17 protein-coding genes and 1 pseudogene are annotated in these 24,109 nt (G+C 73.5%); 3 read left to right on the forward strand and 15 right to left on the reverse strand.

The genetic code is table 11. The features are described 5' to 3' along the window. Window positions 1-77 precede the first annotated feature (77 nt). The 6 genes and pseudogenes from KIS93_RS62650 to KIS93_RS64275 all read right to left on the reverse strand — a co-directional run bounded on the left by KIS93_RS62650 (window position 78) and on the right by KIS93_RS64275 (window position 5,131). Window positions 78-488 carry a PucR family transcriptional regulator gene (locus tag KIS93_RS62650; protein WP_335673951.1) on the reverse strand — a complete coding sequence of 137 codons (411 nt, stop codon included), beginning with the start codon at window positions 486-488 and terminating at the stop codon, window positions 78-80. A gap of 3 nt (window positions 489-491) precedes the next feature. Next, a pseudogene (locus tag KIS93_RS68700) lies at window positions 492-677 on the reverse strand (PucR family transcriptional regulator); the annotation flags it as partial. Next, a complete protein-coding gene (locus KIS93_RS67175; RefSeq protein ID WP_246005583.1) occupies window positions 593-1,906 on the reverse strand; it encodes a CdaR family protein in 1,314 nt (437 codons plus the stop codon). The pseudogene KIS93_RS68700 and the gene KIS93_RS67175, both read right to left, overlap by 85 nt. 62 nt (window positions 1,907-1,968) lie before the next feature. Next, window positions 1,969-3,279, reverse strand: coding sequence for a serine hydrolase domain-containing protein (locus KIS93_RS64265; RefSeq protein WP_230466338.1), 1,311 nt, complete (start codon window positions 3,277-3,279; stop codon window positions 1,969-1,971). Continuing rightward, window positions 3,243-4,889, reverse strand: a complete 1,647-nt coding sequence (locus KIS93_RS64270) for a S9 family peptidase (protein WP_222108207.1) — start codon at window positions 4,887-4,889, stop codon at window positions 3,243-3,245. The genes KIS93_RS64265 and KIS93_RS64270 overlap by 37 nt, the downstream gene beginning before the upstream one ends. Next, window positions 4,829-5,131, reverse strand: a complete 303-nt coding sequence (locus tag KIS93_RS64275; RefSeq protein WP_222108208.1) for a hypothetical protein — start codon at window positions 5,129-5,131, stop codon at window positions 4,829-4,831. Before KIS93_RS64275 ends, KIS93_RS64270 begins: the two co-directional genes overlap by 61 nt. A 190-nt stretch (window positions 5,132-5,321) precedes the next feature. Between KIS93_RS64275 and KIS93_RS62660 the strand changes: the two genes are divergently transcribed. Further along, a complete protein-coding gene (locus tag KIS93_RS62660) occupies window positions 5,322-6,617 on the forward strand; it encodes a UDP-glucose dehydrogenase family protein (protein ID WP_080040435.1) in 1,296 nt (431 codons plus the stop codon). Between the two features lie 224 nt (window positions 6,618-6,841). After that, window positions 6,842-8,014: an elongation factor Tu gene (gene tuf, locus KIS93_RS62665; protein ID WP_080040436.1), complete on the forward strand. Its 1,173-nt coding sequence runs from the start codon at window positions 6,842-6,844 to the stop codon at window positions 8,012-8,014. A 48-nt stretch (window positions 8,015-8,062) separates the two neighbouring features. On the opposite strand, the gene KIS93_RS62670 is transcribed toward tuf, so the two are convergent. The 4 genes from KIS93_RS62670 to KIS93_RS62685 all read right to left on the reverse strand — a co-directional run bounded on the left by KIS93_RS62670 (window position 8,063) and on the right by KIS93_RS62685 (window position 17,059). Beyond that, window positions 8,063-10,852 carry a glycoside hydrolase family 2 TIM barrel-domain containing protein gene (locus KIS93_RS62670; protein ID WP_080040437.1) on the reverse strand — a complete coding sequence of 930 codons (2,790 nt, stop codon included), beginning with the start codon at window positions 10,850-10,852 and terminating at the stop codon, window positions 8,063-8,065. Between the two features lie 167 nt (window positions 10,853-11,019). Further along, on the reverse strand, window positions 11,020-12,291 hold the full coding sequence (locus tag KIS93_RS62675) for a M20 metallopeptidase family protein (RefSeq protein WP_222108209.1): 1,272 nt from the start codon (window positions 12,289-12,291) through the stop codon (window positions 11,020-11,022). A 136-nt stretch (window positions 12,292-12,427) separates the two neighbouring features. Beyond that, on the reverse strand, window positions 12,428-13,570 hold the full coding sequence (locus tag KIS93_RS62680; RefSeq protein ID WP_080040439.1) for an amidohydrolase family protein: 1,143 nt from the start codon (window positions 13,568-13,570) through the stop codon (window positions 12,428-12,430). 90 nt (window positions 13,571-13,660) lie between these two features. Continuing rightward, complete coding sequence (locus tag KIS93_RS62685) at window positions 13,661-17,059, reverse strand: phosphodiester glycosidase family protein (RefSeq protein WP_230466340.1); 3,399 nt, start codon at window positions 17,057-17,059, stop codon at window positions 13,661-13,663. Between the two features lie 105 nt (window positions 17,060-17,164). Between KIS93_RS62685 and KIS93_RS62690 the strand changes: the two genes are divergently transcribed. After that, window positions 17,165-18,328, forward strand: a complete 1,164-nt coding sequence (locus tag KIS93_RS62690) for a cytochrome P450 (protein ID WP_080040440.1) — start codon at window positions 17,165-17,167, stop codon at window positions 18,326-18,328. A 6-nt stretch (window positions 18,329-18,334) separates the two neighbouring features. Here KIS93_RS62690 and KIS93_RS62695 read toward each other — a convergent pair whose 3' ends face one another. The 5 genes from KIS93_RS62695 to KIS93_RS62715 are packed head-to-tail and all read right to left on the reverse strand — an operon-like array spanning window position 18,335 to window position 23,809. After that, a complete protein-coding gene (locus KIS93_RS62695; protein ID WP_186405198.1) occupies window positions 18,335-19,870 on the reverse strand; it encodes a hypothetical protein in 1,536 nt (511 codons plus the stop codon). Next, entirely contained in the window at window positions 19,771-20,637 is an 867-nt protein-coding gene (locus KIS93_RS62700; RefSeq protein ID WP_186405199.1) for a hypothetical protein, read from the reverse strand. The genes KIS93_RS62695 and KIS93_RS62700 overlap by 100 nt, the downstream gene beginning before the upstream one ends. 59 nt (window positions 20,638-20,696) lie before the next feature. Next, window positions 20,697-21,548 (reverse strand): sugar ABC transporter permease, encoded by an 852-nt coding sequence (locus KIS93_RS62705; RefSeq protein ID WP_230466341.1) that lies wholly within the window; start codon window positions 21,546-21,548, stop codon window positions 20,697-20,699. Further along, the gene (locus KIS93_RS62710; protein WP_080040443.1) at window positions 21,545-22,519 is read right to left on the reverse strand and encodes a carbohydrate ABC transporter permease; all 975 of its coding nucleotides are present in this window, start codon (window positions 22,517-22,519) and stop codon (window positions 21,545-21,547) included. Before KIS93_RS62710 ends, KIS93_RS62705 begins: the two co-directional genes overlap by 4 nt. Before the next feature lie 3 nt (window positions 22,520-22,522). Next, window positions 22,523-23,809: an extracellular solute-binding protein gene (locus tag KIS93_RS62715; RefSeq protein WP_080040444.1), complete on the reverse strand. Its 1,287-nt coding sequence runs from the start codon at window positions 23,807-23,809 to the stop codon at window positions 22,523-22,525. Window positions 23,810-24,109: the final 300 nt, after the last annotated feature.

A 24,109-nucleotide genomic window follows, 5' to 3' on the forward strand; every position in this document is an offset into this window, starting at 1 on the left:
AGCGTGGGGGGAGAGCACCACCCTTGCCGCTCGGCGGGGCCCGTTCTTCGTGCCCGGTCACGAAAAAGCCGGGCGGGCTAGTGCCGGCGGCCGAAGATCCGGAGCTGGAGCTGCACGGTGAGGCGGGCGTCGGGGTCGTCGAGGTCGAGGCCGCCGATCTCGGCCAGGCGCTTGAGCCGGTAGCGGAAGGTGTTGGGGTGCACGTGCACGCGGGCCGCGGCCACGCTCACGTCGCCGAACGCGTCGAGATACGCCTCCAGCGTCGCGGCCAGCTCGGTGCCGTGCTCGGCGTCGTGGTCGAGCAGCCTCCGGTAGGGGCCGGTCGGCGCCTGCTCCTCGGCGGCGGCCACGTCGGCGACCTGGAGCAGCAGCGACTCGAAGTGCACCTCCGAGTATCCGGCGGCCCGGCCCGCCACGCCCCGGGTGCGCAGCACGCGCAGCGCCCGGTCGGCGTCGGCCCGCGACCGGGCGACCTGGGCGAGGCTCATCGCCAGGCGGCCGACGCCGATGTTGGCGGCGTGCCGGGGGCCGACCCTGGCCAGGAAGCTCTCGGCCACCCGCACGGCTCTGGCCTCCTCGTCGCCGCCTGGGGTCATGGGCAGCACCGCGTACGCGACCGAGCCGACGAGCGCGGCGGCGGCCTTGGGGTGGATCGCGGCGACGTGCAACGCCAGCGCGTCACAGAAGCGCTGCCGGTCGCTTTCGGCCCGCGCGCTCTCGGCCGCGTGATCGGCCCCCTGCTCGGCCCCCTGCTCGGCCACCTGCTCGGCCACCTGGCCGCCGGCCCCCGGACGCCACCTCCGCCCGCGCCCCGGGGCACGCCCTCACCGGCGCCTCCGCCCGCCCTTCTGCCGGCGCCCCCGCCGCGGCTGCGGGGCGCGCTCGGGGTGGCGGAGGCGGAGGCGGAGGCGGTGGCGGTGGCGGGGGTGCCGGTAAGGGCGGTGGCGGAGGCGGTGGCGGAGGGTGGGGTGGTGAGCTGGGCGGCCAGGACGCAGAGGCGGGTGGTGGCGATGCCGAGCCGGCCGGCCGCCTCCGCCGCGTCCGCGCCGCCGGCCAGCACCGTGGACAGCAGGTCGGCGCGCAGCCGGCGCTGGGTGTCGGCGCCGGCCCGCTCGTGCAGCAGCCGCAGCGCCACGATCTTGGCGGCGTCGGACAGCGCCCGCCGCCGCTGCGCGTTGAGCGGGTCGCGCACGGCCACCCAGATCGAGCCGAGGATCTCGTCGCCCGCCCGCACCGCGACGGCCTCCCGGTTGATCGGGCTGCCGTCGTCGAGCTCGATGTGGATCGGCTCCTGGCTCTGGTAGAGCCGCCTGAAGACGCCCTGCTCGTCGAGCAGGCGCAGGTAGCGTTCGGGCACCTGGCGGCCGAGCACGGTCTCGACGCGGCCCCGGTCGGCTTCGTCCTGCCGCCCCGAGTAGGCGAGGACGCGGGAGGAGCGGTCTTCGATCGTGACGGGCGCGTCGAGCAGCGCGCACACGGCGTTGGCCAGGGAGAACAGGTCGCCGTGCGCGCCCTCGCCCGGCTCGGCCAGCTCCCCCTCGGCCAGCAGCGAGCGCAGCAGCGCCGCCACCTGCGCCCAGGAGGCGGCCCTGGTCAGGCCGAGCACGGCGACGCCGGTCTCCCGCACGGCGGCGCGTACCCGCTCGTCCACGTCGACCGGCAGCTTCACCACGACGCCCGCCGCGTGCGGGGCGCGGGCGAGCAGCCCGCAGATGTCGGCGGCGCCTTGGACGCCGACGGCGAGCAGGATCGCGCCCGCGGGCACGATCAGCTCGTCGAGCGGGTCGTAGATGTGCACGCCGGTCACCTCGGCGTCGAGGCCGCCGGGCGAGGCGGCCACGTCGAGGACGGTGGTGCCGAGGTCGTGGATGATCCGCCCGAGACTGGCGCGTGGGCGGTCCCTCATGGCATCAAGATAGTCCACGCCGCGCCCCGCCCGGACGGGACAACTTCAGGGGTGGCGGGCGGTCAGCCGGCCTTGGGGGTGGCGCGGGCGCCCATGTGCACGTACGGGGAGCCGTCGGGCAGCTCGTAGAAGACGGCGGACATCCAGTCGGGCGAGCCGCCGAGCTTGAACAGGAACGTGTTCTGGTCCACGGGGACCATCGGGCTCTCCTCGGGCGGCTGCAGGGCGGCCAGCGCCCCGGTGGCCTCGTACCGCAGCCACGGCTCGCCGTCCCTGACGGACACCGTGATCAGGGCGCCGGCCCGCTCGTAGCGGCCCGCGTGGCGGGCGAGGTCCACCTCGGCAGGTGTCGCGGGCGGGACCGGCGCGGGCGGCACGGTGAGGCCGTCGAGCTCGGCGAACAGCTCGGCGCCGAGCGCCCGCGTGAAGGCGTTGGCGTGGCCGCCGTTGGCGGCGGCGCAGACGACGGTGCCGGTCTCGGGCACGACCCAGAGGATGGCGTGCTGGCCGATGGTGTTGCCGGCGTGGGAGATGACGCGCTTGCCGTCCCATTCGTCCACGATCCAGCCGAGGCCCCACTGGCGGCCGAGGCCGTCCGGGTTGGGGACGTCCACCTGCGGCTCCCACATCACGCGGGGGTCGTCGAGCAGGCCGCCCTCCAGGTGGGCCCGCCCGAAGGCCACCACGTCGGCGGGGCCGGCGCAGATGAGCCCGGCGGGCCCCATGCCGCGCATGAGCCCCCACTGCGGGGCGGGCGCGCCCTCCACGTGGCCCATCGCGGCGCGGAAGCGCAGCACGTCCTCGGGCAGGGTCCAGGTGTGGGTGAGGCCGAGCGGCTCGGCGATCTCCTCGCGGATCAGGTCGTCCCAGCGCTTGCCCGCCAGCTTCTCCGCGACGCGGCCCGCGATGACGAACCCGGAGTTGCAGTAGGAGTGGGTGACGCCGAGCGGGTGGTTCTGGGCCAGGTCGGCGCACGCCTCGACGTACTGGGCCACGCAGTCGTCGCCGCGCCCGGTGTCGAGGAACAGGTCGCCGTCGATGCCGCTGGTGTGCGTGAGCAGGTGGCGGATGGTGACGGTCTTGCTCACCTCGGGGTCGGCCACCTGGAAGCCCGGCAGCACCTCGGCGACCGGGGTGTCGAGGGTGAGCCGGCCCCGCTCGATCTCGCGCATGAGCAGGGTGGCGGTCCACACCTTGGTGACCGAGCCGATCTGGAAGAGGCTGTCGGTGGTCGCCTCGACGCCGGTGGCGACGTTCAGCGTGCCGGCGGCGGCCTCGTGCAGTTCCCCTTCGTGCAGGTACGCCAGCGCCGCGCCGGGCACCTCGTACTCGGCGATCAGCTCCGCGAGCCGCCGGCCCATTGCTCCAGCCACGCGATCATCCTTTCGTTGTAGTCGTAGCGGTGTGAGGGCCGGCCGCCGCCCTGGAACAGATGGCCGGCCCCCGGGTAGCGCACGAGCTCGACGGGCACCCGCCGCTCCCGCAGCGCGGCGAACCACTGCTCCGACTGGCCGACGGGGCAGCGGTCGTCGCTCTCGCCGTGCAGGAGGAGGGTGGGCGCGGTGACCTCGCCCACGTGGGTGAGCGGCGACTGGGCGGCCAGGTCGCCGGGGCACTCGTACGCCTTGAGCGCGAGCCCCATGTCGGACGTGCCGCTCATGCTGGTGAGATCGGTGACGGCGCCGCCGGCCACGGCCGCCTTGAACCTGCCGGTCACGCCGGTCAGCCAGCACGTCATGTAGCCGCCGTAGCTGTAGCCGGTGACCGCCAGCCGGTGGGGGTCGGCGACGCCCTCGGCGACCAGGGCATCCACGGCGGCGAGGAAGTCCTGCGTGTCGGCGAGCCCCCACGCGCCGACGGCGGCGGTGTAGAACGCCTCGCCGTAGCCGTCGCTGCCGCGCGGGTTGATCGCCAGCACGGTCCAGCCGCGGGCGGCCAGCACCTGGCGGTAGACGCGGAAGGCGTCGAGCACGGGAGCCCAGGCGTTGTGGGGGCCGCCGTGCACGTCGAGCAGGAGCGGGCCGGGGGTGGTGGCGTTCGCGTCGCGCCAGACGAAGCCCTCGATCTCGGTGCCGTCGGGGGCGGTGAACGTGCGGCGTTCCGGCACGTACAGGTCCACCCCGGCGGGCGCGTGGTCGGTGAGCCGCCGCGCGGTCGTCGCGCCGGGCTCCAGCAGGTAGACGTCGCCGGCGCTGCGCGGGGTCGCGGCCACGTACGCGACGCGGCCGGCCGCGGTGCTCACACCCGCGACGCCGGCGTCCTCCGGCACGATCTTGGCCGCGAGCTCGTCGCCCCTGATGCGGTACAGGTGGGTGTGGCCGCCGTCGCGGGCGCAGAACACGAGGTCGTCGCCGAGCAGCGCCGGGGAGGCGCCCGGGTAGCCGGGGTGGCCGGTCATCACGTTGCGGTCGAGGCCGATCTCGATCTCGGCGGCGCCGCCGGGGCCGAGCGCGTACAGGCGGACGTGCCCGACGGGGCCGCCCTTCAGCGCGGCGGCGACCAGCCGCCCGCCGAGCCACCACACGCCGCCGACCAGCAGCTCGGGACCGCTCAGCCGCTCAAGCTCACCCCCGCCTGCCAGGTGGGGAAGCGTGACGCTGTAGGCGGCGCCGCCCGGCCGCAGGTCGCGGTCGGCGTCGAGGTCGGTCACGAACGCCAGCCGCGTCCCGTCCGGCGACCACGACGGCTCGCCCGCGTGGAAGTCGCCCTCGGTGACCTGGACGCTCTCCCCCGAGGCGACGTCCACCACGAACAGGTGCGTGGTGACCCCGCGCAGCAGCCCGCTCCCGTCGGCCTTGTAGTCGAGCCGCCGCACCACGACGGGCGCGTCCAGGTCGGGCGCGGGCCCGGCGGGGCCGGCGTAGGCGATTCGGGTGCCGTCCGGCGACCAGCGGGCGGGCCCGGCGCCGAGCGGCGCGTCCGTCACCACGTACGGCTCGCCGCCGTCCATGGGCAGCAGGTGGAGCTGCGGCCGCCCGTCCACGGGCCGCAGGAACGCCAGCGTGCGCCCGTCGGGGGACCAGCGGGGAGCGCTGCCCTGCGCCAGCCGGCGCGGCTCGGCCCGGGCGCGGCCAGCCAGATCTCGGTCCGGTTCTCGTCGGCCGCCACGTCGGTGGTGGTGAGCGTGTACGCGACCGCGCCGCCGTCGGGGCGCAGCGCCGGATCGGCGGGCACGGCGAAACGGTGGAGATCGTCCAGACCCATGGGTGGCAGGTGCGCTGGCATATCCGCACCGTAGGGCATACTCACCGGGTCTGCTTCGGTCTGCCGGACGAACGGCGGCCCCCGCGTTGTGCCACCCGCCAACCGGGTCGAGGACAATGTGGGTGAGGACGTTAAGGTGTGAAGATCCTCCGCCGGTTTCGGCACCTCACTTCCCGAGGTACGCGGCGTTCGCGAGATTGGATGGTCAACGATGGTTGGCAAGCCGGAACGGCAGGTGGCCGTGTTCGGTGCCGGGTACATCGGTCTGGTGACCGGTGCCTGCCTCGCCGAGCTGGGGCACCGGGTGGTGGTCCGTGACATCGATCCTGAGAAGGTCGCCCTGTTGCGCTCCGGCGACGTGCCGATCTACGAGCCGGGCCTCGGCGACATGATCGTCAGGAACAAGGAGCGGCTGACCTTCACCCTGGATCTGGAGGAGGCCCTCGGCGGCGCCGAGATCGCGTACGTGTGCGTCGACACCCCGCCCTCGGCCTCGGGCGATGCGGACCTGTCGCGCATCTGGGCGGTGGTGCGGTCGCTGGAGGGCGCCACGCACCTGAAGGCGGTGGTGGTCAAGTCGACCGTGCCGGTCGGCACGGGCGCGCGGGTGCGTTCCGCGCTCGACGCGGCGGGCCTGGCGCACGTCGGCTACGCCGCCAACCCCGAGTTCACCGCCGAGGGCCGTGCGGTCACCGACTTCATGCGGCCCGACCGCATCGTCATCGGCGCGAGCGACGAGGCGACCGCGCAGCTCATCGCCGACCTGCACGACGGCGTCGAGGGCCCGGTCGTGGTGATGGACGTGCGCTCGGCCGAGATGGTCAAGCTCGCCTCCAACGCGCTGCTCGCCACCAAGATCAGCTTCATCAACGAGATCGCCACCCTGTGCGAGAAGACCGGCGCCGACGTCGAGGAGGTGGCCCGCGCGGTCGGCCTCGACCATCGCCTCGGCCCCCACTTCCTGCGCCCCGGCATCGGCTGGGGCGGCTCCTGCTTCCCGAAGGACTCCGAGGCGCTGCGGCAGCTGGCCAGCAACACCGGCTACCACCTGCAGCTCCTGTCGGCCGTGATCGAGGTCAACAACCTGCAGAAGCGGCGGGCGATCCAGAAGCTGAAGGACGAGCTGGGCACGCTGGCGGGCATGCGGGTGGCGCTGCTCGGGCTGACGTTCAAGCCGGGCACCGACGACATGCGCGAGGCGACCAGCACGGTGCTGGCCTCGCGGCTGCTGGCCGAGGGCGCCGAGGTGCGCTGCTGGGACCCGATGGCCCGGCCCGGCGAGGTCGAGCCGTGGGTCTCCACCACCCGCCACGCGACGCCGGAGGAGGCGATGGCGGGGGCCGACGCGGTGATCCTGGTCACCGAGTGGCCGCAGCTCAAGGAGGTCGACTGGGCGCGGGCGGGCGCGGCGATGCGGCGGCCGGTGCTCTTCGACGGCCGTAACCTGCTGGATCCGGCGGCGATGCGGGCGCTCGGCTACACGTACATGAGCGTCGGCAGGCCGTAGCCCCCTCACGGAATAATCCGTTGCGGTGCGGTGCTGATGACCGCACCATGTTCCTCATGTTCCCGTACGCGCGCCTCGCGACGCCCGCAGCCTCGCTGCCGGGCTCGTTCGCGTGCGACGGCCTGGAGCGCTGACCTCTCCTCGTGAATCCCGGGTGACCCGGCGGGGGGAGGTCGACGACCCTGACGGGTCACCGAAGATCCAGGTTCTGGGAAAGGGAACCGATGGCCAAGCAGGCCTACGTACGCAACAAGCCGCATCTCAACATCGGCACGATGGGGCACGTCGACCACGGCAAGACCACGCTGACCGCCGCGATCACCAAGGTCCTGGCGCAGCGCGGGCAGGCCACGTACACGCCGTTCGAGCGGATCGACCGGACGCCGGAGGAGGCGTCCAGGGGCATCACGATCAACATCTCGCACGTCGAGTACGAGACCGCCACCCGCCACTACGCGCACGTGGACATGCCGGGGCACGCCGACTACGTGAAGAACATGATCACGGGGGCGGCGCAGCTCGACGGCGCGATCCTCGTCGTGTCCGCGCACGACGGCATCATGCCGCAGACCAGGGAGCACGTGCTGCTCGCCAAGCGGGTCGGCGTCGAGCACCTGGTCGTCGCCGTCAACAAGGCCGACGGCGCCGACCCCGAGCTGACCGACCTGGTCGAGCTGGAGCTGCAGGACCTGCTCGCCGAGCACGGCTACCAGGGCGTCCCGATGGTGCGGGTGTCCGGGCTGCGGGCGCTGGAGGGCGACCCGGTCTGGACGGCGTCCGTCGAGGCGCTGCTCGACGCGGTGGACACGCACATCCCCGTGCCGGTGCGGTACGTGGACGCGCCGTTCCTGATGCCGGTCGAGAACGTGCTGACGGTCACCGGCCGGGGCACGGTCGTCACCGGCGCCATCGAGCGGGGCACGGTGCGGATCGGCGATGCGGTCGAGGCGGTCGGGTTCGGCGACGGGTTCTCCGCCGTCGTGACGGGGGTGGAGACGTTCGGCAAGACGATGGAGCGCGGCGAGGCCGGCGACAACGCCGCCGTGCTGCTGCGCGGGGTGCGGCGCGAGCAGGTGCGGCGGGGCATGGTCCTGGCCGCGCCGGGCACGCAGCGCGCCCGCGACCGCTTCACCGCCCGGGTCTACCTCCTGACGCCGGAGGAGGGCGGGCGGCGGCGGCCGGTCACGTCGGGGTACCGGCCGCAGTTCTACCTGCGGACCACTGACGTGCCGGGCGAGGTCGTCCTGCCGGGCGCCGACGCCGTGCCGGGTGAGACCGTCGAGGTGACGGTCGAGCTGGGCAAGGCCGTCGCCGTCGAGCCGGGGCTCGGCTTCGCGATCCGCGAGGGCGGGCTCACGGTCGGCGCGGGCACGGTCCTGACCGTCCCCGACGCCTGACGCCCCCGTGGTGCGGGACCGTTCATCACGGTCCCGCACCGCTGTGGATCACGGCTGGTCGAAGCGGACCCGGAGGGTGGCGCGGCGGGCCATCAGGTCGTAGGCCGGCAGCGGGCCAGGACCGCACGTGGCCGTGCCGATGCCCTGGTGGGCGAGGTCCAGGTGCACGTACACCCGCTCCCCCGCCACCAGGTCGGGCCGGTGGCGGGCGGCGGCCAGCTCCAGCGCGCTCCACCGCCGCACGGTCAGCCCGAACACCGGCTCGCCCGACACCCGGAACCCGCCCAGCTCGGCCCACCGCACGTCGGCGCGGTGCCCGTTCTCCTGCGGGTACACGTACGGCGTCTGCATCGACTCCACCGTGGCCGACCAGCGCCCCATCCGGGCGGCCATGCCGGTGTCCGGGTAGGCCTCCCCCGGCCCGAGGCCGAACCACGTCACCTGGTCGACGGCCGGGCCGGGCAGCGACATCGTGACGCCGAGCCGCGGGATCGGGTCGCGCCAGTTCCCCTCCGGCTCGATGTCGAGGAGCAGCCGCAGCCCGCCGTCGAACGTCCACCGGTACGTCGCCACCATCCCGAGGTCGGTGGCGGCCGGCGCGACCCGCGTCCGGACGACCAGCTCGTCGCCGACGGAGATGTCGTCCACCCGGTGCGTGAGCCGGTGCAGGCCGAGCCCGCGCCACCGCTCCTCCAGGCCGGCGGCCCGGTCGTTGTCGGTGGGGGCGCGCCACAGGTCGAGCCGGGGCCCGTCCACCTCCGTGCCGAACAGCCGGACGAGCCGCCCGGTCGCCGCGTCGAACGCGCACCCGCCGACGACCAGCTCGCCGCCCTCGCCGGGCGTGACAGGGTTGAACGCCACGGTCGCCACGTGCTCCCACGGCTCGGTGCGGGCCAGCAGCGCCTGACCCCACGCCACCTCGTGCCCGGCGGGCGCCCACGGCAGGTCCTCGGCCAGCACCGCCCGTACCGTCAGCCAGCGCTCACCCACCGGGCCTTCCGGCAGCTCGGGCAGCTTGCACTCGCCGCCCGCCGCGGGCACGTCGAGCGGCAGCTCGGCCAGGCTCTCGCCCTCCACCTGCACGGTCGCGGTGAACCTCAGGTGCGACAGGTCCGTGAAGCCGTAGTGGTTGACGACCCGCACCACCCCGTCGCCGAACTCGAAGCGGACCGGCTCGAACACCTTCTTCAGGTCGATCAGCCCGGGCGACGGCGTCCGGTCGGGGAAGACGAGCCCGTCGACGACGAAGTTCCCGTCGTGCAGGGGCTCGCCGAAGTCGCCGCCGTACGCGTACTCGTACGCGGGATGCGCCAGCCCGTGGTCGATCCACTCCCAGATGAACCCGCCCGCCAGCCGCGGATACCGCTCGAACAGCTCCTGGTACTCGGCCAGCCCGCCGGGCCCGTTGCCCATGGCGTGCGCGTACTCGCACTGCATGAACGGCATGCCGCGCCGCCGCGCGTCGAGCTCGGGGTCGTCGAGCGGGTCCTCCTCGCGCCGGCCGATGGCCTCGACCTCGGCGTGGGAGGCGTACATGCGGGAGTAGACGTCCGTGTGCGCGCACGAGCGGTCGCCCTCGTAGTGCAGCGGCCTGGACGGGTCGCGCTCGCGGGCCCAGTCGGCCATGACGGCGAGGTTGCGGCCGACGCCCGCCTCGTTGCCGAGCGACCACATGATGACGCTCGGGTGGTTCTTGTCCCGCTCGACCATGCGGCGCATGCGGTCGAGCAGCGCGTCGGCGTAGCGCGGGTCGTCGGTGGGGTTGGCGCGCCAGCCGACCTCGCCGAAGCCGTGCGTCTCCAGGTCGCACTCGTCGATCACCCACAGGCCCAGCTCGTCGCACAGATCGAGGAAGCCGGGGTGCGGCGGGTAGTGGCTGGTCCGCACGGCGTTGACGTTGTGCTGCTTCATCAGCAGCACGTCCTCGCGCATGGTCTCGTACGGCACCGCGCGCCCGCGCTCCGGGTGGAACTCGTGCCGGTTGACGCCCTTGAACAGCAGCGGGCGGCCGTTGGCCATGAGCACGCCGTCCTCGATGGAGATCGTGCGGAAGCCGACGCGCAGCCGCACCGTCTCCTCGGGGCCGCGCACCACGGCCTCGTACAGGCGCGGCGTCTCCGCCGTCCACGGCTCCACGTCCACCGTGACCTCGGCGCCCGGCTCCAGCCCGTCGATGCCCAGCTCGGGGACGCCGAGCGGGCCCGGCCCTTCGAGGTAGCTCAGCGTGCCGCGGCCGTCCCGGTAGGAGGCGCGGACGTAGACGTCGGCGGTGGAGCGGGTGAGGGTCACGTCGCGGAAGATGCCGGGCAGCCACCACATGTCCTGGTCCTCCAGGTACGTGGCGGCCGACCACTGGTGCACCCGCACGGCCAGCACGTTGCGGCCGGGGCGCAGGTACGGGCCCGCGTCGTACTCGACGGGCAACCGGCTGCCGGTCGAGAAGCCCAGCTCGTGGCCGTTCAGCCAGACCCGCGCGAACGAGTCCACCCCCTCGAACCGCAACCGGCCGCCCGTCCAGCCCTCGGGCAGGTCGAAGGCGCGACGGTAGTCGCCGGTCGGGTTCTCGTCGGGGACGCGGGGCGGGTCGATGGGGATGGGGTAGACGACGTTGGTGTAGGCGGGGGCGCCGTGCCCGTGCAGGACCCAGTGCGACGGGACGGGCAGGTCGTCCCACGCGGCGTCGTCGTAGTCGGGGTGGATGAAGTCGTCGGGGACGTCGGCGACGGGCGAGAGGCGGAACCGCCACGTGCCGTTGAGGTCGAGGGCCGCAGCGTCGGAGCGGAGTGCCGCCCTGGGCTCGAGCCGGCCAGAACCGGGGGAGAAAGTTTCGAGATCCATCGCCGCTGAGCCTAGAGGTTCGGGTGGGTTCCGTCAGTGATGGGTTCGGTGTCCGCCCCGGTTCACTCGCCTGACCCCGCCGCGCGCCCCGCTTCACGCCCCCGACCCTGCCCCGCCCTCCGCGCGTGCCTCGCCCTCCGGGCGTGGGCCGGCCGCGCCGGAGCGCGTCATCCGGCGGGGGCTCGGCACGGAGCCGGGCGGCTGGACACGACGCCGGGGACGGCCGCGAGGTAGCCGGCCAGCAGCGCCTCCGCGACCGCGCCCACGGCGGAGTCGGCGGGCAGGAAGGCCGGGCTGTGCAGGCCGCTCTCGGTGTCCACGCCCACGAACATCATCAGCGACGCCGCCACGTCCCCGTAACGGGCGAAGTCGTCGGCCCCGCACGAGCGCAGCTCGTCGTTCACCTCCCAGCCCTGCTCCCGCAGCAGCTCCCCGGTCCGCGCCGCCAGCCGAGGGTCGTTGACCAGCACCGGCTCCCCGGGGAAGATCTCGACCACCGCGTTGCACCCGTACGCCCTGGCGGTGTCCTCGGCGACCTGCGTGAACCGGCGGTAGAGCCGTTCGCGCCACTCCTGCGACATGGTCCGCAACGTGCCCCGCGCCACGGCCTCGCCCGGGATGGCGTTGGGCGCGGTGCCGGCGTTGACCGTGCCGAAGGTCACCACGGTCGGCGCCATCGGGTCGGCGGCCCTGCTGACGAGCTGCTGCGCGGCCACGATCACCTGGGCCATGGCGAGGACGGGGTCGCGGGTGAGGTGCGGGTACGCCGCGTGCCCCTCGCTCCCCTTGACGATCACCTTGAACTCGTCGGACGCGGCGTTCACCGGCCCGGGAGTGCAGGCGATCGTCCCCTCGCGCAGCACCGGCTGGACGTGGGCGCCGATCATGGCCCGCACGTCGTGCCTGCCGAGCACGCCGGAGGCCACCACGTCGAGCGCCCCGGAGGGGAACGTCTCCTCGCGCGGCTGCAACACGGCGAGCAGCGGCACGAGCCCTTCCGCGTTCCCTTGGGAGGCGATGGCGCGGGTGAGTGCCACCACGGCGGCCAGGTGCACGTCGTGGCCGCAGGCGTGCATGGCGCCGTTGACGGCCGCCCACGGCACGCCGGTGCGCTCCACGATCGGCAGCGCGTCCAGCTCGCCCCGCACCCCCACCGCCGGCCCCGGCCCGCCGACCCGCAGCACCGCGCCCGTGGTGGCCACGTGCTCGACCGCGCTGCCAGGCAGGTCGGCGGGCAGGTCGGCGGGCAGGGCGGCGAGCACCCGCCGCAGCGTCGGCCCTTCCTCTCCGGACACGTTGGGCGCGGCGTGCAGCTCCCGCCGCAACGCCACCGCCGCCGGCAGCTCCCGCCGCAGGGCCGCCCGCAGCGCCGCGCGCAGCTCCGCCCCCGGTGCCCCCTGCACGCCCGTCATCCGACCGTCGATGCTCGTCCCCGTCATGACCTCCCCAAACGTCCGTAGCTTCCCCCGGCGGAGCCGTGCCGAGCCCGCCCGAACCGATCGGGCCCGCGCTCAGACCAGGCTCAAACTGTTATGTGTGCCCCCGTCACCGCCACTCAAGCCCGGAATCCCCTTTTCACCCCAACCCGTAAACCCGCCGGGCGTTCTCGACTCCCACCATGGTCGCCACCCGCACCGCCTGCCCCGTGGACCACTCGCCGTCGGCCACGAACCCGCCCAGCACCCGCGCCATCGCCCGCCGCCAGAGCACCGCCCCCAGGTGGTGCAGCTCGGCCGGCCCGAACGCGTCGGAGGAGTAGAGCAGCTTCGCGAACGGCGCCACCTCAAGGCTCTCGGCCACCAGCGCCACGCTGCGCGCCCCGGTGTGGTTGACGCCGAGCCCCACGTCGAAGAACACGTTCGGGTACGCCTGCGCCAGGAAGCCCGCATGCCGCTGGTACGGATAGCAGTGCAGCAGCATGAGGGGCACCCCGGTCGGCTCGGCCAGCTCGATCAGCCCGCGCAGCAGCAGCGGGTCGGCCCGCCGCAGGTCCACGTCCGTGTCGCCGTACCCGATGTGGAGCTGCAGCGGCAGCCCGCGCTCCAGGCCCGTCCAGATGAGGTGCCGCACGAGCACGGGGTCGCTCAGCCGCCCGCCCCCGGCGGCGAACCACCGCCCGGCCGCGTCGGCGACCTCGGCGGGCGAGGGGGGCGCGGGGTCGAAGTCGAGCCCGCACCGGTAGGCGGCCACGCTCTTGAGTCCGCGCGCCGTACGCGTCCGCTCCTCCAGCGCGTCGGCGAACCGCCCGGCGAACGCGTCGGCCGCGCATCCGGCGGCCACCTGCTCGGCCACGCTCTCCAGCCGCACCACCTCGTCGGCGGGCGCCCCGCATGCCTCGGCCATCCCGGAAGGGCCGAGCAGTTCCTCGGCCCGGTAGCCGGTCTCGACGAGCAGGTGCCCGAGCCCGGCGGCCCCGAGCAGCAGCCGGTTGACCTCGGCGGCGCCGAGCCTGGCGCGCCTGGCCAGGTACTCCTCGGGCGTGCAGAAGGGGTCGAGCCCGAGCACGGGCGCGCAGTGGCGGAGGATGGCGTGCCCGAGCTGGGAGTCGAACTGCGTCATCCAGCCGGGCACGGGCCGGCCGGACTCGGTGATCAGCTCCTCGAACGCCCTGCGCGACAGGTCGTGCGCCGTCGCGCCGTGCACGTGGTGGTCCACCAGCGGCAGCTCCTCGACGGCCCGGGCGAGCCCGGCCGGCACGAGGTCGTACTCCATGGTCATCGGCGCTCCTCCCCCGCTCTCGTACCCCTGCCCCCGGACGCGGACACGCCGAAGGCCCCGCGCGGGAACGCGGGGCCTGGTGAAAGAGCGTCAGGCGGCGGCCTTGGCGGTCAGCGCCACCTGGGCCCGCTCGGTGACGCCGCTGACCGTGACGGCCACCGTCACCTGGCCGGGCCGCAGCGCCGTCAGCGTGCCGGACTCGGGGTCGAGGACGGCGACGTGCCAGGGCTTGGCCGTCTTGCGCGGGCCGACGTGCAGGTTCGGGGAGCCGGACCAGGTGGCCGACACCGGGTAGGCGGCGGGCACCGTGCGGGTGCCCTGCTTGACCGAGGCCGTGACCGGGGCGGGCGTGCCGACCGCGACGGTGGCGGGGGCGGTGAGGGTGAGGTCGTCCACGTGCGGGCGCACCTGGGTGCCGATCCAGTCGGGCGCGTCGGCGAACCAGTTGCGCTTGACGTGCTCGGCCTCGGCGCGGGTCACGGGGTCGACGCCCCACAGCGACCAGCCGGTGAACCCGCCGTCGTCGGGGGCGGTGGCGGGGTTCTTGCCGGAGTTGCCGTTGATGACGTACGGCACCGCGTCCACGTGCTCGGCGTGGAAGGTCCCGACGTGCGCCCCGATGAACGCGGCGCCCTTGCCGGTGGTGCGCTGGAAGTCGGCCAGCCAGCCCTCGACGAGCGCGGCCTCCTTGCGGTCGCCGAGCTGGCTGCCCTTGCCGGGCGTGGGGTCGCGCGGCGGCACGTGGAACAGGACGGCGACGGACCCGATCGAGCCGTTCTCCGCCGCGTCGTCCAGGAGGGAGCGCAGCCGGGCGACCTGCTCGTAGCCGCCGCCTCTGAGGGTGAGGCGGGAGGTGTCGAGAGTGATGAAGCGGGTGCCCTTGTGGTCGAAGGTCTGGTACGTGTCGCCGAAGACGGCCCGGAAGTTGTCGATCTTGCCGCCCATGACCTCATGGTTGCCCGGAACGTAGTGATATTTCACCGTTCCGCCGAGCTCTTCGTCGAGGATCTTCTTCGCCAGCGCGAAGTCCTCCGGCGACGCCTCGTCCACCAGGTCACCGTTGATCACCAGGAAGTCCGGCCGGGCGGCCTTGATCTCCCGGAGGGTGCGGCGCGCGTTCCTCACGATGTCGCTGTCCGGGTCCCTGGCCACGAACTGCGCGTCCGACATGACCGCGAACCGCCACGGCATCCCCGCCACCTCGTTCCTGACCACGGGGTCGGCCACCTTCGGCGCCGCCGGGGCCGAGACCGACGGCGGCACCTTGGCGACCAGCCCGTCGATGAGGATCTCGTTGGTGTACTTCACGTCGGCCTTGGTCTCGGCCACGTAGAAGCGCCGCAACTTCAGCGGGTAGTTCACGCCGGGAGGCACGGTGAACTCGACGTACTTCCAGCCGGTCCACGTCATGTATGGGCCGCGCAGGATCTGCGACTGCCCGAGCGCGTCGTAGAACTCCAGGCTCGGCCACTCGCCCTTGCCGGTGGAGTTGATCCACAGCCCGAACGCCTGCGGCTGCCCCTCGACCACGATCTGCTGCGGCGGGCTGGCGTAGGCGGCCCGCGTGGCGGTGGAGGTGGTGAAGTCGTAGGACAGCTTGAGCCCGCCCCCGCTCTGCCCGGGGGCCGCCGACAGCGAGCCGGTGGCGCGGGCGGCGGCGAACGTCCAGGAGGCGGCGTCCTCGAAGTCGGCGACCGGCTTCGACTCGAACCCGACCGTCACCGGCACGGCGGTGCTGATCGTGCCGACCTTGGCGGTGATCAGGCCGGAGCCGGTGGCCCGCTTCGCCTTGACCGTGAAAGAGCCGTGCTCGGCGGCGGTGACCTCGAACAGGCTCTTGTCGTAGTCGAGCGTGAGGTCACCCGGCTCGATGGGCGCGGAGTTGCCGTTGCGGTCGTAACCGACGACGCCGAACGTGGCGGTGCCGCCCTCGCCGGCCATGCCGAGCCGGTCGGCGGTGGCGCCGAGCCGCGCCAGCGGCTGCAGCACGGTCAGCTCGATCGTGCCCTTGGCCTGGCCGCGCGAGGCGGTGACGGTGGTGGTGCCGGGCACCAGGGCGTGGAAGCGGCCGTCGCGGATGACGCCGTGCACGGCCGGGTTCGCCCGCCACGACGGGGTGCCGGCCGCCGGGCCGTACGTCTCGTCGTAGCCGGCGGCGGTCAGCCGCCTGGTCAGGCCGGGGAAGACGCGGTCGGGGCGGCCGCCGACGACGGGCCCGACGCCGGGCGCCCTGGCCGGGTCGCTGGCGGTCTCCAGCCAGAAGCCCTTGAGCTTGCCGCTGCCCTCGGGCGCGTAGAGCGCCAGGCCGTTGGGCACGTGCCGCTCGCCGCCGTCGGACGGGCTGTTCTCCACCTGCACGTCGGCGGAGCCGGGCTCGCGGGCCAGCATGGTCGAGGAGCCGCCGCCGTCGAGGTTCAGCGCGTTGGCGGCGCCGAGGTCCACCATCATGGCGGCCAGCTCGTTCAGCGTGACGCCGCGGCTGTCGGCCTGGCGGCCGTCCACGGTCAGCAGGTACATCTTCCTGCCGTCCGCCGAGAAGCCGACCGCGGTGCGCGGGTGGGCGGCCGTGTCGGTCGAGTTCTGGACGACGCCGTCCTTGACGAGCAGCTGGTTGCCGCCCACGGCGGCCTTGACCGGGCCGCCCTCGGAGGGTTTCGGCTGGTAGGCCACGTCCACCTTGTCGCCGGGCTTCAGGGCCGACAGGGCGGCGGCGCCGGCGTCGCGGCCGAGCAGGATGGTGGTGCCGGCGGGGATCGGGCCGGTGCCGGCCGAGCCGCGTACCTCGGAGACGACGCCGTTCACCAGCACGACCTCGGCGACGGACGTGGCGCCCTCGACGGCGCGGGCCCGCGTGTAGGAGCCCCAGAGCGGCGTGAACAGCCCCACGCCGTCGCGCTGGACGATCTGGTTGAACTGGGTGAGCTTGACCGGCGCGCCTCCGGCCGGGGTGGCGGTGCCCTCGAAGTACATCTTGAGCACGCGGCCGAGCCCGTCGCCGTCGATGGCGACGGCGTTCTCGTGCCCGGACACCGGCGACTGGATCAGCGTGCCGTTCTGCACGCCGATGCCCTGGGCGGCGCCGGAGTTGTTGATGTCGAAGAAGTCGCCGTTGACGGCCGCGACCGCGCGCGAGCGCTTCGCGGGCCCGGACAGCGGCTCGGTCTTGGACACCTCGCCGGAGAAGACGTAGTCGGCCTTCGCGCTGCCGAGGTCGGCGGTCATGGCGTCCGCGCGCAGCCAGCCGAGCGCGTCGTAGGTGTCGAACGAGGTCAGCGAGATGCCCGGCGCCACCGGCCGGGTCTTCTTGGCCGTCTCCAGCCGCTGCGGCACGGCGGCGGTCGGGGCGAGCAGCGTGGAGGCGGCCGGGTAGGACGACGCCGTCTCCAGCGCGTCCTCTGCGGGAGGGGCGGGATCGGCCTGCGCGGGCGCGCTGAGGGCCATGGGGCCTAACACGAGCGCGGCGGCGGCCAGCAATCGGAGGGTCTGCACGACCGAACTCAATCGCCCATGGATATAACTTTCAAGACTTAAGGGTGAACTAAAAGATAATTTCAGATCTTGTCCGCCTCCCGCCTCGCGTCCCACGATGGGGACGTGGATCGAGAGGCGCTCTACCGCGACCCGTATCCCGTCTACGCCCGGGCCCGCGCGGCTCCCGGCCTGACTTTCTCCGACGAGCTGGACGCCTGGCTGGTCGCCCGGTACGCCGACGTGCGCGAGGTGCTGAGCAGGCCCGGCGACTTCTCCTCCCAGGGCGCCCTGCGCCCCGACGTGCTGCCGGGCCCGCGCGCGTTCGCGGAGCTGGCCGGCGCGCCCGGCGGGGCGCCGGTGGTGCTGAGCACCGACGGCGAAGCGCACACCCGCTACCGCAAGCCGTTGACCAGGGGCCTGTCCCCCGCCCGGGTGGCGGCGGCGCTCCCCTTCGTCCGCACCACGGCGGCCGGCCTGCTCGCCTCGTTCGCCCGGGCGGGACAGGCCGAGTGGATGGCCGCCTACGCCAGGCCCCTGCCCGCCGCCGTCATCGGCCACCTGCTCGGCCTCGACCCGGCCGACGTGCCCGGCGCCGTGCGGGCCGGGCACCGCGCCGAGGAGCTGCTGTTCACCCCCATGCCCGAGGACGAGCAGGTCGCCGCCGCCCGCGAGGTGGCCGCCCTGCGGCACCTGCTGGACCGCCACGCCCGCGCCTCACTGGCCAGGGACAACCTCGCCGGCGACCTGGCCCGCGCCCTCACCGACCCGAACGAGGTCGTCTCGAACACCGAGAACCTGCTGCTCGCCGGCCACCTCACCACGACGGCGCTGCTCGGCACCGTCGTGCACCACCTGCTGCGCGACCGCCGCCAGTGGGAGCTGCTGCGCGCGCGGCCCGACCTGGTGCCGGCCGCGATCGAGGAGGCGGCCAGGTACGAGGCGCCGGTGCAGGGCTTCCGCCGCACGGTCACCCGGCCGCTGACCCTGTCGGGCACGAAGCTGGCCGCGGGCGAGACGGTGTTCGTCTCGTTCGGCTCGGCGGGGCGGGACGCGACGGTGTTCGACCGGCCGGACACGTTCGACATCACGCGGGAGCCGGTGCGGCACCTGTCGTTCGGGCACGGGGTGCACGGCTGCCCGGGCGCGCTGCTGGCCCGCGAGCAGCTCAGGATCACGCTGGAGCTGCTCGTGCGCGAGCTGCCCGGCCTGCGCCTGGCCGGCGAGGACGTCACCATGGCGGCCACGCTCATCCACCGCGCCCCCGAGCGGCTCCACCTCGTGTGGTGAACCCGCTCAGGCGGCGGGTTTGACCGAGACGAGCCCGGCCAGCGCCGTGTCATAGGACGGTTCGAGCCAGTAGCCGGAGTGCCATCGCGTCTCCGGCAGCGGCTCGCCCGGCCCCGGCCGCGCCGGATCCCAGCAGAACCGGTCGACCGCGTCGCGCTCCCCGCCCGCCAGCGGATCGACCCGCCGGAAGACGGGCCCGCCGATCGGGTCGCTCAGCCGGTACAGGTTGCACCAGCTCACCCGCTCCCGTACGGCGGACAGCCCGGCGTCGCCGAAGTAGGCGGGGAAGAACGGCGCGTACAGGCGGCGCAGCGGCGAGCCGTGAGTGAGCAGCCGCACCCGGGCCCGCAGCACGTCGCCGAGCTGCGGCACCAGGGCGGCCACGAGCACGCTGCCCTGGCTGTGCCCGGACAGCACGACCTGGTCGCGATCGGTGGGGGCGAGCACGCCGACGCGGGCCATGAGCTCGGGGACGACCCTCTCGGTGTAGCAGGGCGGCGACAAGGGGTGGACGGCGCGCGGCCAGAACGTGCAGATGTCCCACAGGATGCCGACCGTCCTGCGCAGCCGCGTGTCACTGTACGTGCGCCGCCCGACCGCCACCAGCGCCACCACGACCGCCACCATGGCCCAGCTCCCGGCGGTGGCGAGCAGCCCGGCCGGCCCGCCGTCGGGCGTGAACAGCCCCAGCCAGTAGCCGGCGCTCGCGGCGGCGGACCCGGCGACCCCGATGCCGGTCAGCACGCCCAGCACGAGCCCGGCGCGGTCGGTCAGCCCGGCCAGCGCCCACGTGCGCGCGACCACCCGGGCGTCGTCGCGTTCGAGATAGTACGGCTTGAGCTCCGGCGCCAGCCGCCGCGCCTGCGCCCGCGCGATCAGCCACAGCGCGACCGCCACGAGCACGAGCCCGGCCAGGAGCAGCGGCACGAGCCCGGCCGTCCACCAGACGGGCTCGTCGAGGAACAGCTTGCCGCCGACCGGCCCCGGCGCGGACGGGCCGGCGGGCACGCCGAAGAACCCGGCGGTCCAGAACAGCAGGCCGAGCGCCATCACGTTGGCGCTGCCCGCCGCCACCATCAGCACCACCCAAGCGGCCAGCCCGCCCAGCGCCCGCCGCTCCCGCGGCCGCTCCATGCGGGCCAGCACGAACGTGGTGACCAGGGTGAACGCGCCCAGCCCGACGGTGACCGCGTATTGGAACGCTCCAATGCCGATGCCGGGCAGCCACCAGGCGCGTGTGCCGTCCGTACGGGCGGGCATCCCCGCCAGGGCCGCGCCGATCGTGGCGAGGAACGCCAGCGGCGCGGCCACCCGCAGCACGTGGCAGGCGGCCGTCAGCCACCCGGGCGTGCGCTGTCCGGTGTGCGGGTCGAGCCTGCGGGCGATCCCCGGGAGGGTGGCCAGCACGGCGGCGGCGAGCATCACGCCCGCGTCGGCCACGGTCAGCGCGAGCCCGGTGGCCGTGCCGGCGAACGGCGCCGCGACGGCCGCGGCGATGGAGGCGATCGAGAAGGCGACGTGCACGACCCGCAGCCGCCACACGGGCGCGGCCCCGTGCCACATCCTCGACCGCGCCAGCAGGGCCGGGCCGCGCGCCCCGGCTTCGGCGGCGCCGCATCGGCTCCCGGCGCCGCCGCGCCGCCCGCCCCGGCCCCCGGCGGTGTCGTGCCGTGCGCGCCGGTCGCGGGTGGCGCCGCGCGCTCGTCGCGCAGCCAGGTGCGCCGGGCCAGCCCCCACAGCAGCACCACGACCAGCAGCGGCACCAGCGCGGTGACGGCCAGCCGTCTGGACGGCTCGTCGCCCCACAGCTCGCCCAGCCAGCGCACCCACCACGGCGCCGTGTCGTAGGTGCAGGCCCGGCCGGCCGCGGTGCACTGCCAGCCGACGAGATCGACGGCGGCCCGGGTGACGGCCCCGACGAGCGTGCCGGTGAGCAGCAGCCCGAACAGCCGCTGCGCCGCCTCGGTCACGTGCCGCAGCCGCACGCCGCGCGCGGGCCTGGGCAGCATGAAGTAGGACAGGTTCGCCAGCGAGAACGGCAGCAGGAGCAGCCACAGCGCGATGGCCCGGCCGCCGGAGGTGAGGTTGCCCCACGCGTACGCCTCGCGCCGCCGCACGCCGGGCACGTCGGCGTGCGGGCCGGACGGCGGCCCGCCCGCCCACCAGCGCCGGTAGAACCCGGTGGTGCCGTCGCCCGCGACGAGCCGGGGGTGCGGATGGTCGAGCGTGCCGGCCGGGGGCGTGCCGGAGACGCCGTGCACGCGCAGCTCGGTCACGCCCCCGCGGGTCTCGTCCAGGAATCCGTCCACGTCACCAGGATCCTGCGTCAACCCCGATTACGCAAAGTGACTGTTCGATTACCTCCAGCTCAGGACTTCGTCGCGCCGGCCGTGAGCCCGGTGATCAGGTGCCGCTGCACCAGCAGGAACACCACGCCCGCCGGGATGGCGATGAGCACCGCAGAAGCCGTCATCAGCCCCCAGTCGGACCAGTGCTGGCCGATGAACTGCTGCAGCCCCACCCCGAGCGTGCGCTTGTCCTCCTGCGACATGAACACGGTGGCGTAGCCGACCTCGCCCCAGGCGGTCATGAAGCAGTAGAACGCGGTCACCGCGATGCCCGGCCGCGACAGCGGCAGCACCACCCGCCAGAACGTGCCGAACGGCGTCAGCCCGTCGACCATCCCGGCCTGGTCGATCTCGATGGGCACGGTGTCGAAGTAGCTCTTCATCATCCACGCGCAGAACGGCACCGCGATCGTCATGTACGCGATCATCAGGCCCGGGATCTGGTTCAGCAGCCCGAGCCCGGCCATCAGGTTGTACAGCGGCACGATGAGGATGGCCACCGGGAACATCTGCGTGATCAGCAGCAGCCACATCACCGACCGGTGGCCGGGGAAGCGGAACCGGCTGACCGCGTACCCGGTGGTGGCCGCGAGGAACACGCCCAGCACCATGGTCAGCCCGGCCGTCAGCACGCTGTTGAGCAGCCAGCGCGGGAACTCGGTCTGCGTCAGCACCCGCGTGTAGTTGTCCAGCGAGGGGTGGTCGAACAGGCGCAGCTCGGCCGACAGCCAGCCGTCGCGCGGCTTGAGCGAGGTCAGCACCAGCCACACGACCGGGAACAGGGACACGGCCACGGCCAGCAGCAGCCCCGCGTGCAGGCCGGCGGAGGCCAGCGGGCCGCGCTCGCCGCGCCGCCGCGTTCGCGCGCTCACCACGGGCCTCCTTCACCGCGGAGGGTACGCCGGTAGCCGACGGCCAGCACCACCAGCATGGCCAGGATGATCACACCCCAGGCCGCCGACCCGGAGTAGTCGCGGATCCCGGTGAACGCCTCGCGGAAGGCATAGGTGACCAGGATCTCCGTCTCGCTGCCCGGGCCGCCCCGCGTGACCAGGAAGATGATCGGGAACATGTTGAACGTCCAGATCGTGCCGAGCAGCACGACCGTGCTCGACACCTGGCTCAACCCCGGCAGCGTGATCGCCCTGAACCGCTGCCAGGCGCTCGCGCCGTCCACCTCGGCCGCCTCGTACAGCTCGGCCGGGATCGACTGCAGCCCGCCGAGCAGGGCGACCATCATGAACGGCACGCCGATCCACACGTTCACCGCGATGACCGCGATCTTCGCCGTGGTGGGGTCGTCCAGCCAGCCGACGCCGCCCAGCCCGGCCAGCTTGAGGAAGCCGTTGATCACGCCGTAGTCGCTGTTGTAGAGGTAGCGCCAGATGAAGGCGGCCACGAACGCGGGCACCGCCCACGGCAGGATCAGCAGCACCCGGTAGACCGAGCGGAAGCGCAGGCGGCGGTTGAGCATCACGGCCAGGCCCAGGCCGATGCCGTAGTGCAGGGCGACGCAGACCACCGTCCAGATGACCGTCCACAGCAGCTTGTCCCAGAACAGGCCGCTGGTCAGGATCCGCGCGTAGTTCTCCAGGCCGACGAACTCGTAGGTGGAGGGGATGACGTTCACGCCGATGGTGCGGCCGATGTTGGCCTCGGTGGCGTCCGTCAGCGACAGGTAGACGCCGCGCGCCAGCGGCCAGCCGATCAGCACCAGCATCACCACGAGCACGGGCGCCACCATCGCCCAGGCGTACCAGTGGGCGCCGGCCGAGCGCCGCCGCGCGCGGCGGCCGCGGGTGACCTCACCCGTGGCCGCCGCCTTACGGGTCGAGACCGTCACCGGTCAGCTCCAGTCCTTCATGATCCCGCGATACTGCTCGTCGACGCCTTTGAGCATGTCCGCGGGGCCCGACTTGCCGCCGACCAGCGCCTGGTAGCCCTCCAGCAGCGGCTGGAAGAGCTGGCCGCCCTCGGGGATCCAGGGGCGCGGCACCGCCGTGTCCATGATCGGCTTGAACACCGCGACGTCCGGGTTGCCCTGCACGTCCGGATCGGCGTAGGCGGAGGTGCGGGTGGGCAGCAGGCTGATCTCCTTGGCGATCTTCGCCTGCGCCTCGGTGGTGGTCATGAAGCGCACGAACTCGTACGCGGCCGGGATGTTCTTGGAGCCGGCGTAGATGGCCAGGTTCCAGCCGCCGGTGGGTGCCGCCGCCTTGACCGAGCCCGCCGGGACCGGCGCGATGCCCAGGTTCTTCTTGTCCTTGAACTCCTTGCCCTGGTAGATCTCCGACAGCGCCCACGGCCCGTTGTAGATCATGGCCGCCTTGCCCTCCTTGAGCGCGGTCATGGCGTTGGCGTAGCTCTCGGTGGTGGCGGGCTTGGGCGCGGCGCCCGAGCTGATCAGGTCGGCCACGGTCTCCATGGCCTTCACGTTCGCCGGGGAGTTGACCACGATCTTCTTGTTGGCCACGTCGAGCAGGTCGCCGCCCTCGCCGTACATGAAGGGCAGCAGGAAGTAGGAGTCGACGTTCAGCGCCAGGCCCGCGGCGCCGGTCTTGGCCTTGACGTCGAGCGCGGTCTGCTTCAGCTCGGCGATCGTCCTGGGCGGCTCCTCGTGCCCGGCCTCCTTCAGCAGGCGCTTGTTGTAGATCAGCGCGAGCGTGTCGGTGACCTGCGGCACCGCGTACGTCTTGCCGTTGAACTTGGTGCTGCTCAGCGGCCCCGGCAGGAAGTCGTCAGGCTTGTCGACGGCGCGGGTGCCGTCGAGCGGCTGCAGGTAGCCCAGCGACGCGAACTGTGACGTCCACGCCACCTCCGACCGGATCACGTCGGGGGCGCCGCTGCCGGCCTGGGCGGCCGTCTGGAACTGGTTCTGCGCCTGGTCCGAGGGCACGTTCACATAGTTGACCTTGACCTGCGGGTACTTCGCCTGGAACTCCTTGATCAACGCCTGGAACGTCGGCCCCTCGCTGTCGGGACGCGTCGTGTCCCACCACGTCACCTCGCCGCTCACCTTCGACGGGTCGGAGACCTGCGTGGGGGGCGCGGCGGTCCCACCCCCGCCGCCGCCACAGGCGGAGACCGCCAGGACGCACGCCACGGCCGCCGCGAACGGTAAGAATCGTCGCATGTCCTTCTCCTCACAGCTCGGTCGGAGGTCGGAGTAAGCCGGAGGTTACGCCGACGTGACGCCCATCTCCAGATGGCGGCGAAAGGTTTCCGCAAGTTGTTACATTTGATCCTTCCCCGCCGAAATCCCCGCGCTTGTCGGCGTTTGCGCTGCTCACGGCTCCGCACGCGAGGCCGCGCCCCATTGTGAACGCTGGACGCCCGCACGTCAGCTGCCCCGCCCGCCAGGATGCGGTTTACCCGCTTTCGGAAATTTCCTGAAGGCTTGCAAAGATCGGCCGGGTACGGCCGCCGCGCATCA

Source organism: [Actinomadura] parvosata subsp. kistnae (genome assembly GCF_900323885.1).
GTDB lineage: Bacteria > Actinomycetota > Actinomycetes > Streptosporangiales > Streptosporangiaceae > Nonomuraea > Nonomuraea composti.